This is a genomic window from Streptomyces sp. NPDC059906 (genome assembly GCF_042730645.1).
Lineage (GTDB): Bacteria > Actinomycetota > Actinomycetes > Streptomycetales > Streptomycetaceae > Streptomyces > Streptomyces rubrogriseus.
In genome coordinates, this window is sequence record NZ_JBHWKU010000024.1 from 62,033 (window position 1) to 75,133 (window position 13,101).

General features: G+C 69.9%; 14 protein-coding genes. 6 read left to right on the forward strand and 8 right to left on the reverse strand.

The features are described 5' to 3' along the window. Positions 1-90: 90 nt before the first annotated feature. Positions 91-732 carry a TetR/AcrR family transcriptional regulator gene (locus tag ACFV9J_RS29425; protein WP_385358999.1) on the reverse strand — a complete coding sequence of 214 codons (642 nt, stop codon included), beginning with the start codon at positions 730-732 and terminating at the stop codon, positions 91-93. Between the two features lie 94 nt (positions 733-826). Between ACFV9J_RS29425 and ACFV9J_RS29430 the strand changes: the two genes are divergently transcribed. From ACFV9J_RS29430 to ACFV9J_RS29440, 3 genes are read left to right on the forward strand one after another with little or no spacing between them, the layout of a single operon-like run. Then, a complete protein-coding gene (locus ACFV9J_RS29430; RefSeq protein ID WP_385359001.1) occupies positions 827-1,609 on the forward strand; it encodes an ABC transporter ATP-binding protein in 783 nt (260 codons plus the stop codon). A 17-nt stretch (positions 1,610-1,626) separates the two neighbouring features. Then, positions 1,627-2,376 carry an ABC transporter permease gene (locus ACFV9J_RS29435; protein ID WP_385359003.1) on the forward strand — a complete coding sequence of 250 codons (750 nt, stop codon included), beginning with the start codon at positions 1,627-1,629 and terminating at the stop codon, positions 2,374-2,376. 13 nt (positions 2,377-2,389) lie between these two features. Further along, positions 2,390-2,962 carry a cob(I)yrinic acid a,c-diamide adenosyltransferase gene (locus ACFV9J_RS29440; protein WP_109033455.1) on the forward strand — a complete coding sequence of 191 codons (573 nt, stop codon included), beginning with the start codon at positions 2,390-2,392 and terminating at the stop codon, positions 2,960-2,962. 163 nt (positions 2,963-3,125) lie between these two features. Here ACFV9J_RS29440 and ACFV9J_RS29445 read toward each other — a convergent pair whose 3' ends face one another. Both ACFV9J_RS29445 and ACFV9J_RS29450 read right to left on the reverse strand, forming a co-directional pair. Next, on the reverse strand, positions 3,126-3,323 hold the full coding sequence (locus ACFV9J_RS29445) for a DUF5708 family protein (RefSeq protein ID WP_385359005.1): 198 nt from the start codon (positions 3,321-3,323) through the stop codon (positions 3,126-3,128). Continuing rightward, on the reverse strand, positions 3,320-3,904 hold the full coding sequence (locus ACFV9J_RS29450; RefSeq protein ID WP_385359007.1) for a hypothetical protein: 585 nt from the start codon (positions 3,902-3,904) through the stop codon (positions 3,320-3,322). The genes ACFV9J_RS29445 and ACFV9J_RS29450 overlap by 4 nt, the downstream gene beginning before the upstream one ends. A gap of 152 nt (positions 3,905-4,056) precedes the next feature. On the opposite strand from ACFV9J_RS29450, the gene ACFV9J_RS29455 reads away from it, so the two are divergent. The 3 genes from ACFV9J_RS29455 to ACFV9J_RS29465 all read left to right on the forward strand — a co-directional run bounded on the left by ACFV9J_RS29455 (position 4,057) and on the right by ACFV9J_RS29465 (position 7,871). Further along, positions 4,057-5,253: a sensor histidine kinase gene (locus ACFV9J_RS29455; RefSeq protein ID WP_385359008.1), complete on the forward strand. Its 1,197-nt coding sequence runs from the start codon at positions 4,057-4,059 to the stop codon at positions 5,251-5,253. Continuing rightward, on the forward strand, positions 5,250-5,891 hold the full coding sequence (locus tag ACFV9J_RS29460) for a response regulator (protein ID WP_385359010.1): 642 nt from the start codon (positions 5,250-5,252) through the stop codon (positions 5,889-5,891). Before ACFV9J_RS29455 ends, ACFV9J_RS29460 begins: the two co-directional genes overlap by 4 nt. A gap of 147 nt (positions 5,892-6,038) precedes the next feature. Beyond that, the gene (locus ACFV9J_RS29465; RefSeq protein WP_385359012.1) at positions 6,039-7,871 is read left to right on the forward strand and encodes a glycosyl hydrolase family 18 protein; all 1,833 of its coding nucleotides are present in this window, start codon (positions 6,039-6,041) and stop codon (positions 7,869-7,871) included. Positions 7,872-7,889: 18 nt separating this feature from the next. Here ACFV9J_RS29465 and ACFV9J_RS29470 read toward each other — a convergent pair whose 3' ends face one another. The 5 genes from ACFV9J_RS29470 to atpA all read right to left on the reverse strand — a co-directional run bounded on the left by ACFV9J_RS29470 (position 7,890) and on the right by atpA (position 12,952). Next, positions 7,890-8,339: a DUF2550 domain-containing protein gene (locus ACFV9J_RS29470; RefSeq protein WP_030187280.1), complete on the reverse strand. Its 450-nt coding sequence runs from the start codon at positions 8,337-8,339 to the stop codon at positions 7,890-7,892. Positions 8,340-8,481: 142 nt separating this feature from the next. After that, positions 8,482-8,856 carry a F0F1 ATP synthase subunit epsilon gene (locus ACFV9J_RS29475; RefSeq protein WP_104631686.1) on the reverse strand — a complete coding sequence of 125 codons (375 nt, stop codon included), beginning with the start codon at positions 8,854-8,856 and terminating at the stop codon, positions 8,482-8,484. A 131-nt stretch (positions 8,857-8,987) separates the two neighbouring features. Beyond that, on the reverse strand, positions 8,988-10,424 hold the full coding sequence (gene atpD / locus ACFV9J_RS29480) for a F0F1 ATP synthase subunit beta (RefSeq protein WP_385359015.1): 1,437 nt from the start codon (positions 10,422-10,424) through the stop codon (positions 8,988-8,990). After that, a complete protein-coding gene (locus tag ACFV9J_RS29485) occupies positions 10,424-11,341 on the reverse strand; it encodes a F0F1 ATP synthase subunit gamma (RefSeq protein ID WP_385359018.1) in 918 nt (305 codons plus the stop codon). Before ACFV9J_RS29485 ends, atpD begins: the two co-directional genes overlap by 1 nt. Positions 11,342-11,362: 21 nt before the next feature. Then, positions 11,363-12,952 (reverse strand): F0F1 ATP synthase subunit alpha, encoded by a 1,590-nt coding sequence (gene atpA, locus ACFV9J_RS29490; protein WP_385359020.1) that lies wholly within the window; start codon positions 12,950-12,952, stop codon positions 11,363-11,365. Between the last annotated feature and the right edge of the window lie 149 nt (positions 12,953-13,101).

Genomic DNA, 13,101 nt, shown 5'->3' on the forward strand with positions numbered 1-13,101 from the left:
ATTAGCGGGCGTGAGGCGCTGTGTGACCGGTTAGTAACGCGCGTCACGTCTCAAATGACGGACGTCACACCGAGGGGTGCCGTTCGGGTGTCACTGCTCGCCCCGTACGGCGTAGTTGAGCACCTTCTCGCTCAACAGGTTCTCCATCTCGTCCAGCAGTACGAGAATGTCGCGGGACACTTCGGCGGGTTTCCCGCCGGCCATCATGCGGCGGCCGATGGCCGCCATCACCGTGCCGTGCAGCCAGCTGACCTGACCGGCCATCAGCGAGGGGACGGGGTCGTCGTCCGGGGCGCCGGTCTCCTCGCGCAGGGTGTGCTCGAGGTTGTCCTGCACCTCCTGGCCGATCGCCCAGAGCCGGGAACGCAGCGCGGGCGAGGCGTGGATGACCCCCATGAAGCCCGCATAGCCATCCATGAGGCCGATCCGGGGCGAAACCGACTCGACCTCCTCACGCAGTTCCCGCAGCACGGCCCGAGCCGCCGACTCCCCGTCCCGCCGCCCGCGCACCCAGCGCGACAGCCGGTCGACGACGCCCTTGGAGCGGTCGAGGAACAGGTCCTCCTTGGCCGGGAAGTAGTTGTACACGGTGTTGACGGAGACGTTCGCGGCGTCCGCGACCTCCGCCACCGTCACGGCCTCGAAACCGTGCTCCAGGAACAGCCCCGTGGCGACATCCGAGATGTACTGCCGGGTCTGCCGCTTCTTCCGTTCCCTGAGTCCCTCGGCCATGCCCGCCATCCTAGCTGCGCGGACGCCTCCGGCTGGTGCGGCTGAAACTTTGGGGTCATTGCAAAATTTCAGTGACTCTGTTTTTCTGGGAGGCATGGCAATCATCAGTACGGCCGGGCTGGCCCGTACCTTCGCGACCAAGCGCGGTCCGGTCGAGGCGGTGCGCGGCATCGACCTCACCGTCCACGAGGGCGAGATCCTGGGCTTCCTGGGCCCCAACGGCGCGGGCAAGACCACCACCCTGCGGATGCTCACCACCCTGCTCGCCCCCACCGGCGGCGCGGCCACCGTCGCCGGGCACGACCTGGCGACCGACCCGGCCGGGGTGCGCGCGGCCTGCGGGTACGTGGCGCAGTCGGGCGGGGTGGACACGCAGATCACCGCGCGGGAGGAGCTGGTCACCCAGGGCCGCCTGTACCGGCTGACGAAGGCGCGGGCGGTGGAGCGCGCCGACGAGCTGGCCCGCGACCTGGACCTGACCGGGCTGCTCGACCGCAAATGCGGGGCGCTCTCCGGCGGGCAGCGGCGGCGGCTGGACATCGCGATGGCGCTCACGCACCGCCCGAAGGTGCTCTTCCTGGACGAGCCGACGACCGGTCTGGACCCGGGCAGCCGCGCCGACCTGTGGGACCTGGTCCGCCGGCTGCGCGCCGAGCACGGCACGACGGTCTTCCTGACCACCCACTACCTGGACGAGGCCGACGCCCTCTCCGACCGCCTGGTGGTCGTGGACGGCGGCACGGTGGTCGCCGAGGGGACTCCGGCCGCCCTGAAGCGCGAGTACGGCGGCTCGCCCGACGCCACCCTCCAGGACACCTTCCTGGCCGTCACCGGCCGCGGCGCCGCTCCGGCCGACGCCGCCCCCGTCGCCGTCTGACCTTTCGAGGATTCCCGATGCTGCTCCACGACACCGGCCTGATCTACGGCCGCTATCTCCGCCAGTCCCTGCGCTCCCGCTTCGCGCTGCTGTTCGGCGTGCTGATGCCGCTGCTGTACCTGCTCTTCTTCGGCCCGCTGCTGACCGACCTGCCGCTCGGCGGCCGGGGCAGCTCCTGGCAGGTGCTGGTCCCCGGCCTGCTGCTGCAACTGGGCCTCTTCGGCGCGTCCTTCGCGGGCTTCTCGATCATCATCGAGAACAGCCAGGGCGTGGTCGAGCGGATGCGGGTCACGCCCGTCAGCCGCCTGGCGCTGCTGCTCGGGCGGGTCCTGCGGGACGCCACCGTCTTCGCCTTCCAGGCGGTGCTGCTGGTGCTGGCGGCCCTGGTGATGGGCCTGCGCGCGCCGCTGCCCGGCGTGCTGATCGGCTTCGCCTTCGTCGCCCTGCTCACGGTCTCGCTGGCCTCGCTGTCGTACGCGCTGGCGATGAAGGTCCGCACCCCGCAGGAGTTCGGGCCCACGATCAACGCGCTGACGATGCCGTCGATGCTGCTGTCCGGCCTGATGCTGCCGATGACCCTGGGCCCGGCGTGGCTGGACGTGCTGTCGCACCTGATGCCGTTCCGCTATCTGGTGGACGCGGTGCGGGACGCCTACGTCGGCTCCTACGCGACGGCCCACATGCTGTACGGCGCCCTCGTCGCCCTGGCCTTCACCGCGCTGGCCGTGACGGTGGGCACACGCGTCTTCCGAACGGCGGGCGCCTAACTACGCTGGCCCCATGGTCAACCTGACGCGCATCTACACCCGGACCGGCGACAAGGGCACCACCGCCCTCGGCGACATGAGCCGGGTCCCCAAGACCGACCTCAGGATCTCCGCGTACGCCGACGCCAACGAGGCGAACGCGGTGATCGGTACCGCCATCGCCCTGGGCGGCCTGTCCGAGGAGGTCGTCAAGGTCCTCGTCCGCGTCCAGAACGACCTGTTCGACGTGGGCGCGGACCTGTCGACGCCGGTGGTGGAGAACCCGGAGTACCCGCCGCTGAGGGTCGAGCAGTTCTACGTCGACAAGCTGGAGGCGGACTGCGACCGCTACCTGGCCGAGGTGGAGAAGCTCCGCTCCTTCATCCTCCCCGGCGGCACCGCCGGCGCGGCCCTGCTGCACCAGGCGTGCACGGTGGTCCGCCGGGCCGAGCGCTCCACCTGGGCGGCCCTGGAGGCCCACGGCGAGACGATGAACCCGCTGACGGCGACCTACCTCAACCGCCTCTCCGACCTGCTCTTCATCCTGGCCCGGGTGGCCAACAAGGAGGTCGGCGACGTGCTGTGGGTGCCGGGCGGGGAACGCTGAGCGCTCCGCGGGGAGGGGCGTGACAGCCGTCGGTCGTCTACCGCTTCGTCGTGGCTGATCGCGCAGTTCCCCGCGCCCCTTCGGGGGCGCTCTCGCCGGCCTCGGCCGACGACGTGCCTGCCGCCCGGTCGTCGTAGCGGTCGCGATCGGTCATGCCTGCCTTCTACAGGCCGCGGGGCGACCGACGCACCGCGGCGTACAGATCCCAGGCGGTCTGGGCACCGCCGACGCACATCAGCACGATGCCGACCTTGGTCAGGGTGACGACGGGGACCTCCACGTCACCGGCGAACAGCCACAGGGCCAGCCCGGCGAGCAGGGTGACGGCGCCCTCCAGCAGATGCTTCGACGCCCGGTTCACCGGTGGGCCTCCTGCTTCTGCCGGTCGGCCGTGGCCTCCTGCGTACCCGCCGGGGTCTTCTTCGGCCAGACCAGGTACGTGAGGGCGATCAGACCGTGGATGCCGACGACCTTCAGCACCGCCCCCTGGGAGGCCTCCAGGGTCGAGGTGTTTCCCTCGTCACCGACGTACCACATCGCGGCCAGGAGCAGCGTCGAGGCGACGGCGCCGCCCACGACCGTCCGCAGCCACATCCGGCCCTCGTGGGCGGCCCGGGGCAGCCCGTGCCGCGGCGGCTTCGGTGGGGGCGGGCCGCCGCCCAGGCGGTGGGCGGCGTGGCCGTCGAGCCAGCGGATCGTGTAGTGGCCGTAGCCGACCGTGTAGCCGATGTACAGCGCGGCCAGGCCGTGCTCCCAGCCGGGCTCGGCGCCGTTCTTCAGGTCCCACGCCGTCACGGCGAACAGCACCAGTTCCAGCACCGGCTCGCACAGCAGCAGCACGACGCCGGTGCGCCGCCACTTCAGCACGTAGCGGGCGCCCAGGCCGAGGGCCAGCAGCACCCAGAAGCCGACCTCACAGGCGATGATCAACGCAGCGACCACGACGCACTCCCTTCGTTCACCCTTCCAGGCTCCCGTCGGAATCCGCCGGGTTCGTCGTCGGCGGTGACGAACCTCCGGTACATCGAAAGATGCAGTGCGGGACCCTTCCCGGGGATCAGGCGGGCGGGGCGCGGGCCGTGTTGGATGGTGGCATGGCCGCACGACTCCCCCGCCCGCGCCGCTTCGACGTGTACGCCGCGTCGGCCGGTCTGCTGGGCGGCCTGCTGCTGTGGGGTATCGGCCTGGGCGTGCGGCCGGCCGACGAACCGGTCGTGCTGTTCGACGGCCGCTGGCCGCTGCTGGTGCCGCTCGCCGTCATGGCGGGCAGCGAGCTGCTGCGCCGGGCCTCGCCGCGCACCGGGCTGCTGATCGGCACCGCCGCGCTGATCGCCGACACGCTCACGCAGGGCAGCCTGGTCACGGTGATCATGTACACCGACCTGATGTACGCAGCCGTGCTGTACGGCCCGCCCGCGTCGGCCCGCCGCATCCCGTGGATCACCGGGCTGCTCACGGTGGCCGGGACGATCGTGCCGTTCGCGCTGTGGCGGGTCCCGGAGGCGCTGCTCATCGGTGTCGCCGTCGGCGTCGTGTCCTTCGCGCCCGCCTCCACGGGGCTCATCGTCCGCAACCACCGCGAGGCCGCCGACGCCGCCCTGCTGCGGGCCGAGCAGACCGCGCTGCTCGCCGAGATGGACCGGGTCCAGGCGGTGACGGCGGAGCGCTCCCGGATGGCCCGCGAGCTGCACGACATGGTGGCCAACCACCTCTCCGCGATCGCCATCCACTCCACGGCCGCGCTCTCCCTGGACGACGCGGCGACCACCCGGCAGGCGCTCGGCGTGATCCGGGAGAACAGCGTGGCGGGACTGGCCGAGATGCGACGCCTCATCGGCATCCTGCGGGACCAGGGCGGGGACACCGAGCCGGCCGCCGCCCCCACCCTCGACGGCCTCGGCGCACTGGTCGAGGGCGCCCGCGCCAACGGCCTCGACGTCACCCTGGACGCGGCACCCGGCGAGAACCTGCCCGCGCCGGTCGAGCTGGCCGCGTACCGGATCGTGCAGGAGTCGCTCACCAACGCCCTCAAGCACGCCTCCAAGGGCACCGTCCTGGTCCGGCTCGACCGGCACGAGGGCGCCCTGCGGGTCCGGGTGACCAGCCCGTACGGCGACCGGGACACCCCGCGCGCGCCCGGTTCCGGCGCCGGTCTGGTCGGGATGCGGGAGCGGGCCGCACTGCTGCACGGCACGTTCGAGGCCGGGGCGGTGCCGGAACCCGGCCCGGCGGGCGGCAAGATCTGGGCCGTACGGGCCACCCTGCCCCTGACCGAAGGAGACCTCGCATGATCCGCGTCCTCGTCGCCGAGGACCAGTCCGCCGTCCGCGCGGGGCTGGTGCTGATCCTGGGCAGCGCACCGGACATCGAGGTGGTCGGGGAGGCCGCGGACGGCGAGCGGGCGGTGGCGCTGGCCCGCGAGCTGCGTCCCGACCTGGTGCTGATGGACGTGCAGATGCCGCGCCTGGACGGCGTGTCGGCGACCCGGATCGTGGTCGGGGAGCAGCTCGCCGACGTCCTGGTGCTGACCACCTTCGACCTGGACGAATACGTCTTCGGGGCGCTGCGGGCGGGAGCCGCCGGGTTCCTGCTGAAGAACACCGACGCCAAGGACCTGCTCGCGGCCGTGCGCACGGTGGCGGGCGGCGAGGGCATCGTGGCCCCGGCCGTCACCCGGCGGCTGATCGCCGAGTTCGCCGCGAACCCGGTGCGCGAGCCGGCGGCTGACCCGGCCGGGCTGCGGGACCTGACCCGGCGGGAGCGCGAGGTGCTGTCCTGTCTCGGCGAGGGTCTGTCCAACGCGGCCGTGGCCGAGCGGCTCGACATGGCGGAGGCCACGGTGAAGACGCATGTCAGCCGACTGCTGGGGAAGCTGGGGCTGCGCAGCCGGGTGCAAGCGGCGGTGCTGGCGCAGGAGTTGGGGATCTAGTTTTCCCTGTCAATCACAGGTTCAACCACTGGCCGCCACATTGGTCCAGACCTATTGACCTGTGGTCCAGACCTTTCTATTCTCGCCGCACTGCGGGCATGAGGCTCAGTCATGCCCTCGACAACATCCCCATATAAGGAGGCGCACATGCGCTTCAGACACAAAGCCGCGGCACTCGCAGCGACCCTGGCGCTTCCCCTCGCCGGCCTGGTCGGTCTCGCGAGCCCGGCCCAGGCCGCCGCGAGCGCGACGGCCACCTTCGAGAAGACCTCGGACTGGGGCACGGGCTTCGGCGGCAAGTGGACGGTGAAGAACACCGGCACCACCTCCCTCAGCTCCTGGACCGTCGAGTGGGACTTCCCCTCCGGCACCAAGGTCACCTCCGCCTGGGACGCCACCGTCACCAACTCCGCCGACCACTGGACCGCCAAGAACGTCGGCTGGAACGGGACGCTCGCCCCCGGCGCCTCGGTCTCCTTCGGCTTCAACGGCAGCGGGCCCGGCTCCCCGTCCAACTGCAAGCTCAACGGCGGCAGCTGCGACGGCACCTCCGTCCCCGGCGACGAGGCCCCCTCCGCACCCGGCACGCCCACCGCCTCCGGCATCACCGACACCTCGGTGAAGCTGTCCTGGTCGGCGGCGACCGACGACAAGGGTGTCAAGAACTACGACGTCCTGCGGGACGGCGCGAAGGTCGCCACCGTCACCGGCACCACCTACACGGACAACGGCCTTACCAAGGGCACCGACTACTCGTACAGCGTCAAGGCCCGCGACACCGCCGACCAGACCGGTCCGGCCAGCGGCTCCGTGAAGGTCACCACCACCGGCGACGGCGGCGGCGAGCCGAACCCGAACCCGGGTGCCGAGGTCAAGATGGGCTACTTCACCAACTGGGGCGTCTACGGGCGCAACTACCACGTGAAGAACCTGGTCACCTCCGGCTCCGCCGACAAGATCACGCACATCAACTACGCCTTCGGCAACGTCCAGGGCGGCAAGTGCACCATCGGCGACGCCTACGCCGACTACGACAAGGCCTACACCGCCGACCAGTCCGTCGACGGCGTCGCCGACACCTGGGACCAGCCGCTGCGCGGCAACTTCAACCAGCTGCGCAAGCTGAAGGCCAAGTACCCGAACATCAAGATCCTCTACTCCTTCGGCGGCTGGACCTGGTCCGGCGGCTTCCCCGACGCCGTGAAGAACCCGGCCGCGTTCGCCAAGTCCTGCCACGACCTGGTCGAGGACCCGCGCTGGGCCGACGTCTTCGACGGCATCGACCTGGACTGGGAGTACCCGAACGCCTGCGGTCTCAGCTGTGACGAGACCAGCGCCCCGAACGCCTTCAGCACCATGATGAAGGCCATGCGCGCCGAGTTCGGCCAGGACTACCTGATCACCGCGGCCGTCACCGCCGACGGCTCGGACGGCGGCAAGATCGACGCCGCCGACTACGGCGAGGCCGCGCAGTACATCGACTGGTACAACGTGATGACGTACGACTTCTTCGGCGCCTGGGCGAAGCAGGGCCCGACCGCTCCGCACTCGCCGCTGACCGCGTACGACGGCATCCCGCAGCAGGGCTTCAACACCGCCGACGCGATGGCGAAGTTCAAGTCCAAGGGCGTCCCGGCCGACAAGCTGCTGATCGGCATCGGCTTCTACGGCCGCGGCTGGACCGGCGTCACGCAGTCCGCGCCCGGCGGCACCGCCACCGGCCCGGCGACCGGCACCTACGAGGCGGGCATCGAGGACTACAAGGTCCTCAAGAACAGCTGCCCGGCCACCGGCACCGTCGCCGGCACCGCGTACGCCCACTGCGGCTCCAACTGGTGGTCCTACGACACCCCGGCCACCATCAAGTCCAAGATGGACTGGGCGGAGCAGCAGGGCCTCGGCGGCGCCTTCTTCTGGGAGTTCAGCGGCGACACCGCGAACGGCGAACTGGTGAGCGCCATCGACAGCGGCCTCAAGTAAGAACAACTGCAAGAAGAGCTAAGCGACATTGACGCGCTGACCGGGCGGGGCTGCTTCCAGCCACGCGAGAAATCCGGTCAGCGCGTCTTCGCTCATCGCCAGTTCGAGCCGGGTGCCCCGGTGCAGACAGGCCAGGACCACGGCGTCGGAGAGCAACGCCAGCTCCTCCTCGCCGTCCGGCAGCCGGCGGCCGGCCACCTCGATCGCGGAGCGCTCAAGGACGCGGCGCGGACGCGGGGAGTACGAGAAGACGCGGTACCACTCGACCCGGTCGCCGTTGTAGCGGGCCACTCCGTAGGCCCAGCCCTTGCCGTCGGTGGTGTCGCCCTCCTTGGGGGCGTCCCAGCGCAGGGAGCAGTCGAAGGTGCCGCCCGAGCGCTGGATCAGCCGGCGGCGCAGACCGAAGACGAAGAGGCCGATCACCACCACGGCCACCACGATTCCGCACACAGTCAGAGCGAGGGCCATCGACACCGACCTCCTCGTCTCCTAGGTAACGGAACGGAAAAAACACCCGGATCTGCCTCAGCCGCGGCCGGGTCCGGATGGCTCCGGTCCCAGCCGCGGCTGAGTGACGTCATGGCACGACGCTATCGCACTGTGCTGTGGATCAGCGTCCCGCCGCCGCGCGCAGTCGGACGTCCGCGCGGCGCTCGGCGTGGGCGTCGCCCTCCGCCTTCGCGCGCTCGAGCTTGCGCTCGGCGCGGTGGACGTCGATCTCGTCCGACAGCTCGGCGATCTCGGCCAGCAGCGACAGCTTGTTGTCGGCGAACGAGATGAAACCGCCGTGCACCGCGGCGACGACCGTCCCGCCGTCACTCGTACGAATGGTCACCGGGCCCGACTCCAGCACACCGAGCAGCGGCTGGTGACCGGGCATGACGCCGATGTCGCCGGACGTGGTGCGCGCGACGACCAGGGTGGCCTCGCCGGACCAGACCTCTCGGTCGGCCGCGACCAGCGCGACGTGCAGCTCAGCAGCCAAGGTGGCTCCTCGGGTCACCACCCGGCGGGAGAGCCGGGTGTTGGTTACAAGTCTAAGGGGCGTGCCGGAGGGGACGGGACGCGCCCGCCCCCTCCGGATGGTGTGCCGTGCGGCTCACCGCGAGCCGAGGCTCAGGAGACGCCCAGCTCCTTGGCGTTGTTCTTCAGGTCCTCGATGCCACCGCACATGAAGAACGCCTGCTCCGGGAAGTGGTCGTACTCGCCGTCGCAGATCGCGTTGAAGGCCGCGATCGACTCGTCCAGCGGGACGTCCGACCCGTCGACGCCGGTGAACTGCTTGGCGACGTGGGTGTTCTGGGACAGGAAGCGCTCCACGCGACGGGCGCGGTGGACGACGAGCTTGTCCTCTTCGCCCAGCTCGTCGATACCGAGGATCGCGATGATGTCCTGCAGGTCCTTGTACTTCTGCAGGATGTTCTTCACGCGCATCGCGGCCTGGTAGTGGTCCGCCGCGATGTACCGCGGGTCGAGGATGCGGGACGTCGAGTCCAGCGGGTCCACGGCCGGGTAGATGCCCTTCTCGGAGATCGGACGGGAGAGCACCGTCGTCGCGTCGAGGTGGGCGAAGGTGGTGGCCGGGGCCGGGTCGGTCAGGTCGTCCGCGGGGACGTAGATCGCCTGCATCGAGGTGATCGAGTGACCGCGGGTCGAGGTGATGCGCTCCTGGAGGAGACCCATCTCGTCGGCCAGGTTCGGCTGGTAGCCCACCGCGGAGGGCATGCGGCCGAGCAGGGTCGACACCTCGGAGCCCGCCTGGGTGAAGCGGAAGATGTTGTCGATGAAGAACAGCACGTCCTGCTTCTGGACGTCGCGGAAGTACTCGGCCATGGTCAGGCCGGCCAGCGCGACACGCAGCCGGGTGCCCGGCGGCTCGTCCATCTGACCGAAGACCAGCGCGGTCTTGTCGATGACGCCGGACTCGCTCATCTCGTCGATGAGGTCGTTGCCCTCACGGGTGCGCTCACCGACACCGGCGAACACGGAGACACCGTCGTGGTTGTTGGCGACGCGGTAGATCATCTCCTGGATGAGCACCGTCTTGCCGACGCCGGCACCGCCGAACAGACCGATCTTGCCGCCCTTGACGTACGGGGTCAGCAGGTCGATGACCTTGACGCCGGTCTCGAACATCTCGGTCTTCGACTCGAGCTCGTCGAAGTTGGGCGCCTTGCGGTGGATCGGCCAGCGCTCACCGTCGTAGCTCTCGTCGACGTTCAGCACCTCACCGAGGGTGTTGAACACCTTGCCCTTGGTGAAGTCGCCGACGGGGACGGAGATGGCCGAACCCGTGTCGGTCACCGGGGCCTGGCGGACCAGGCCGTCGGTGGGCTGCATGGAGATGGTGCGGACCAGGCCGTCACCGAGGTGCTGGGCGACCTCGAGGGTCAGCGTCTTGAGCTCACCCTCCTTGGCCGGGTCGGCGACCTCTACGTGCAGCGCGTTGTAGATCTCCGGCATCGCGTCGACGGGGAACTCCACGTCGACGACCGGGCCGATGACCCGGGCGACGCGGCCCGTGGCCGTCGCGGTCTCAACAGTGGTGGTCATTAGTTGTCACTCCCCGCGTTCGCGTCGGCCAGGGCACTGGAGCCACCGACGATCTCGCTGATTTCCTGGGTGATTTCGGCCTGGCGGGCCGCGTTGGCAAGACGGGAGAGCGTGTTGATCAGCTCGCCCGCGTTGTCGGTGGCCGACTTCATCGCGCGCCGGGTGGCGGCGTGCTTGGAGGCGGCCGACTGCAGCAGCGCGTTGTAGATGCGGCTTTCGACGTAGCGCGGCAGCAGGGCGTCGAGGACGTCCTCGGCCGACGGCTCGAAGTCGTACAGCGGAAGGATCTCGTCCTTCGCACCGGACTCTTCGGCCACCTCGTCGAGGCTCAGCGGCAGCAGCCGGGAGTCGACCGCCGTCTGCGTCATCATCGAGACGAACTCGGTGTAGACGATGTGGAGCTCGTCCACGCCGCCCTCCGCCGTGTCCTTCTCGATGGCCTCGATCAGCGGCGCCGCGACCTTCTTGGCGTCCGCGTACGTCGGCTCGTCGGTGAAGCCCGCGAACGACTCCGCGACCTTGCGCTCGCGGAAGTTGTAGTGGGCCAGACCGCGGCGGCCGACGATGTACGTGTCGACCTGGCGGCCCGCACGCTCGAGGCGCTCGGTCAGCTGCTCCGCCGCCTTGATGGCGTTGGAGTTGAAGGCGCCGGCCAGACCGCGGTCGCTCGTGCAGAGCAGGACCGCGGCACGGCTCGGGCTGTCCGCCTCCGTGGTGAGCGGGTGCTTCGTGTTCGACCCGGTACCGACCGCCGTGACCGCGCGGGTGAGCTCCCGCGCGTACGGCGTGGAGGCCGCCACCTTGCGCTGCGCCTTGACGACGCGCGAGGCGGCGATCATCTCCATCGCCTTGGTGATCTTCTTGGTCGCGGTGACGGATCGGATGCGACGCTTGTAGACCCGGAGCTGGGCTCCCATGAGTCAGGTCCCTTCCTTACGTCACTTGGCGGCGGACGGGGCGTCCTCGCCGAGCAGCTTGCCGTCGCTCGTCTCGAACTGCTTCTTGAACGCCGTGATGGCCTCGGCGACGGCCTGCAGGGTGTCGTCGGACATCTTGCCGCCCTCGCGGATGGAGGTCATGAGGCCCTGCTCCTGGCGGTGCAGGTACTCGAGCAGCTCCTTCTCGAAGCGGCGGATGTCGGCGACGGGCACCTCGTCCATCTTGCCGGTGGTGCCGGCCCAGACGGAGACGACCTGGTCCTCGGTGGCCATCGGCTGGTACTGGTCCTGCTTCAGCAGCTCGACCATCCGCTGACCGCGCTCCAGCTGCGACTTCGACGCGGCGTCCAGGTCGGAACCGAAGGCGGCGAACGCCTCCAGCTCACGGAACTGGGCGAGGTCGACGCGGAGGCGGCCGGAGACCTGCTTCATGGCCTTGTGCTGGGCGGAGCCACCGACGCGGGAGACCGAGATACCGACGTTCAGGGCCGGACGCTGACCGGCGTTGAACAGGTCGGACTCCAGGAAGCACTGGCCGTCGGTGATCGAGATGACGTTGGTCGGGATGAACGCCGACACGTCGTTGGCCTTGGTCTCGACGATCGGCAGACCGGTCATCGACCCGGCGCCCTCGGCGTCGTTGAGCTTCGCGCAGCGCTCCAGCAGACGGGAGTGCAGGTAGAAGACGTCACCCGGGTAGGCCTCGCGGCCCGGCGGGCGGCGCAGCAGCAGCGACACGGCGCGGTAGGCGTCGGCCTGCTTCGACAGGTCGTCGAAGATGATCAGGACGTGCTTGCCCTCGTACATCCACTGCTGGCCGATGGCCGAGCCGGTGTACGGCGCCAGGTACTTGAAGCCGGCCGGGTCGGACGCCGGGGCGGCCACGATGGTCGTGTACTCCAGCGCGCCGTTCTCCTCCAGCGCGCCGCGCACGGACGCGATGGTGGAGCCCTTCTGGCCGATGGCGACGTAGATGCAGCGGACCTGCTTGTTCGGGTCGCCGGTGCGCCAGTTGTCGCGCTGGTTGATGATCGTGTCGACGGCCAGGGCGGTCTTGCCGGTCTGACGGTCGCCGATGATCAGCTGACGCTGACCGCGGCCGATCGGGGTCATGGCGTCGACGGCCTTGTAGCCCGTCTCCATCGGCTCGTGCACCGACTTGCGCTGCATGACCGTGGGGGCCTGCAGTTCGAGGGCGCGGCGACCGGAGGTCTCGATCTCGCCGAGGCCGTCGATCGGGTTGCCGAGGGGGTCGACGACGCGGCCGAGGTAGCCCTCGCCGACGGCCACGGAGAGGACCTCACCGGTACGCGAGACCGGCTGCCCCTCCTCGATGCCGCTGAACTCACCGAGGACGACGCAACCGATCTCGCGCTCCTCGAGGTTGAGGGCGAGGCCGAGGGTGCCGTCCTCGAACTTCAGCAGTTCGTTGGCCATGGCCGAGGGCAGGCCCTCGACCTTCGCGATGCCGTCGCCGGCAAGGGTGACCGTACCGACCTCCTCGCGCGAGGCCGCGTCCGGCTTGTACGACTGGACGAAGTTCTCCAGTGCGTCCCGGATCTCCTCCGGCCGGATCGTGAGCTCCGCCATCTGAGTTCCCTGCTCTCCTTGTTGGGCCCGAAGTTTCACTTGGGGGGTATTCCACGAGTCGGGACTCCCCCCAATGAGAGGTGAATCCTCTGCACGGCCCAACCAGGGCCGTCGTAAGTACGTACTGCTACTGCTACTGCTCTGTTACT

Excerpts from the sequence above, each read along its gene's own strand:
- ACFV9J_RS29425 (WP_385358999.1), bottom strand. The coding sequence starts at position 732 with ATGGCCGAGGGACTCAGGGAACGGAAGAAGCGGCAGACCCGGCAGTAC.
- ACFV9J_RS29430 (WP_385359001.1), top strand. The coding sequence starts at position 827 with ATGGCAATCATCAGTACGGCCGGGCTGGCCCGTACCTTCGCGACCAAG.
- ACFV9J_RS29435 (WP_385359003.1), top strand. The coding sequence starts at position 1,627 with ATGCTGCTCCACGACACCGGCCTGATCTACGGCCGCTATCTCCGCCAG.
- ACFV9J_RS29440 (WP_109033455.1), top strand. The coding sequence starts at position 2,390 with ATGGTCAACCTGACGCGCATCTACACCCGGACCGGCGACAAGGGCACC.
- ACFV9J_RS29455 (WP_385359008.1), top strand. The coding sequence starts at position 4,057 with ATGGCCGCACGACTCCCCCGCCCGCGCCGCTTCGACGTGTACGCCGCG.
- ACFV9J_RS29460 (WP_385359010.1), top strand. The coding sequence starts at position 5,250 with ATGATCCGCGTCCTCGTCGCCGAGGACCAGTCCGCCGTCCGCGCGGGG.
- ACFV9J_RS29465 (WP_385359012.1), top strand. The coding sequence starts at position 6,039 with ATGCGCTTCAGACACAAAGCCGCGGCACTCGCAGCGACCCTGGCGCTT.
- ACFV9J_RS29470 (WP_030187280.1), bottom strand. The coding sequence starts at position 8,339 with ATGGCCCTCGCTCTGACTGTGTGCGGAATCGTGGTGGCCGTGGTGGTG.
- atpD (WP_385359015.1), bottom strand. The coding sequence starts at position 10,424 with ATGACCACCACTGTTGAGACCGCGACGGCCACGGGCCGCGTCGCCCGG.
- ACFV9J_RS29485 (WP_385359018.1), bottom strand. The coding sequence starts at position 11,341 with ATGGGAGCCCAGCTCCGGGTCTACAAGCGTCGCATCCGATCCGTCACC.
- atpA (WP_385359020.1), bottom strand. The coding sequence starts at position 12,952 with ATGGCGGAGCTCACGATCCGGCCGGAGGAGATCCGGGACGCACTGGAG.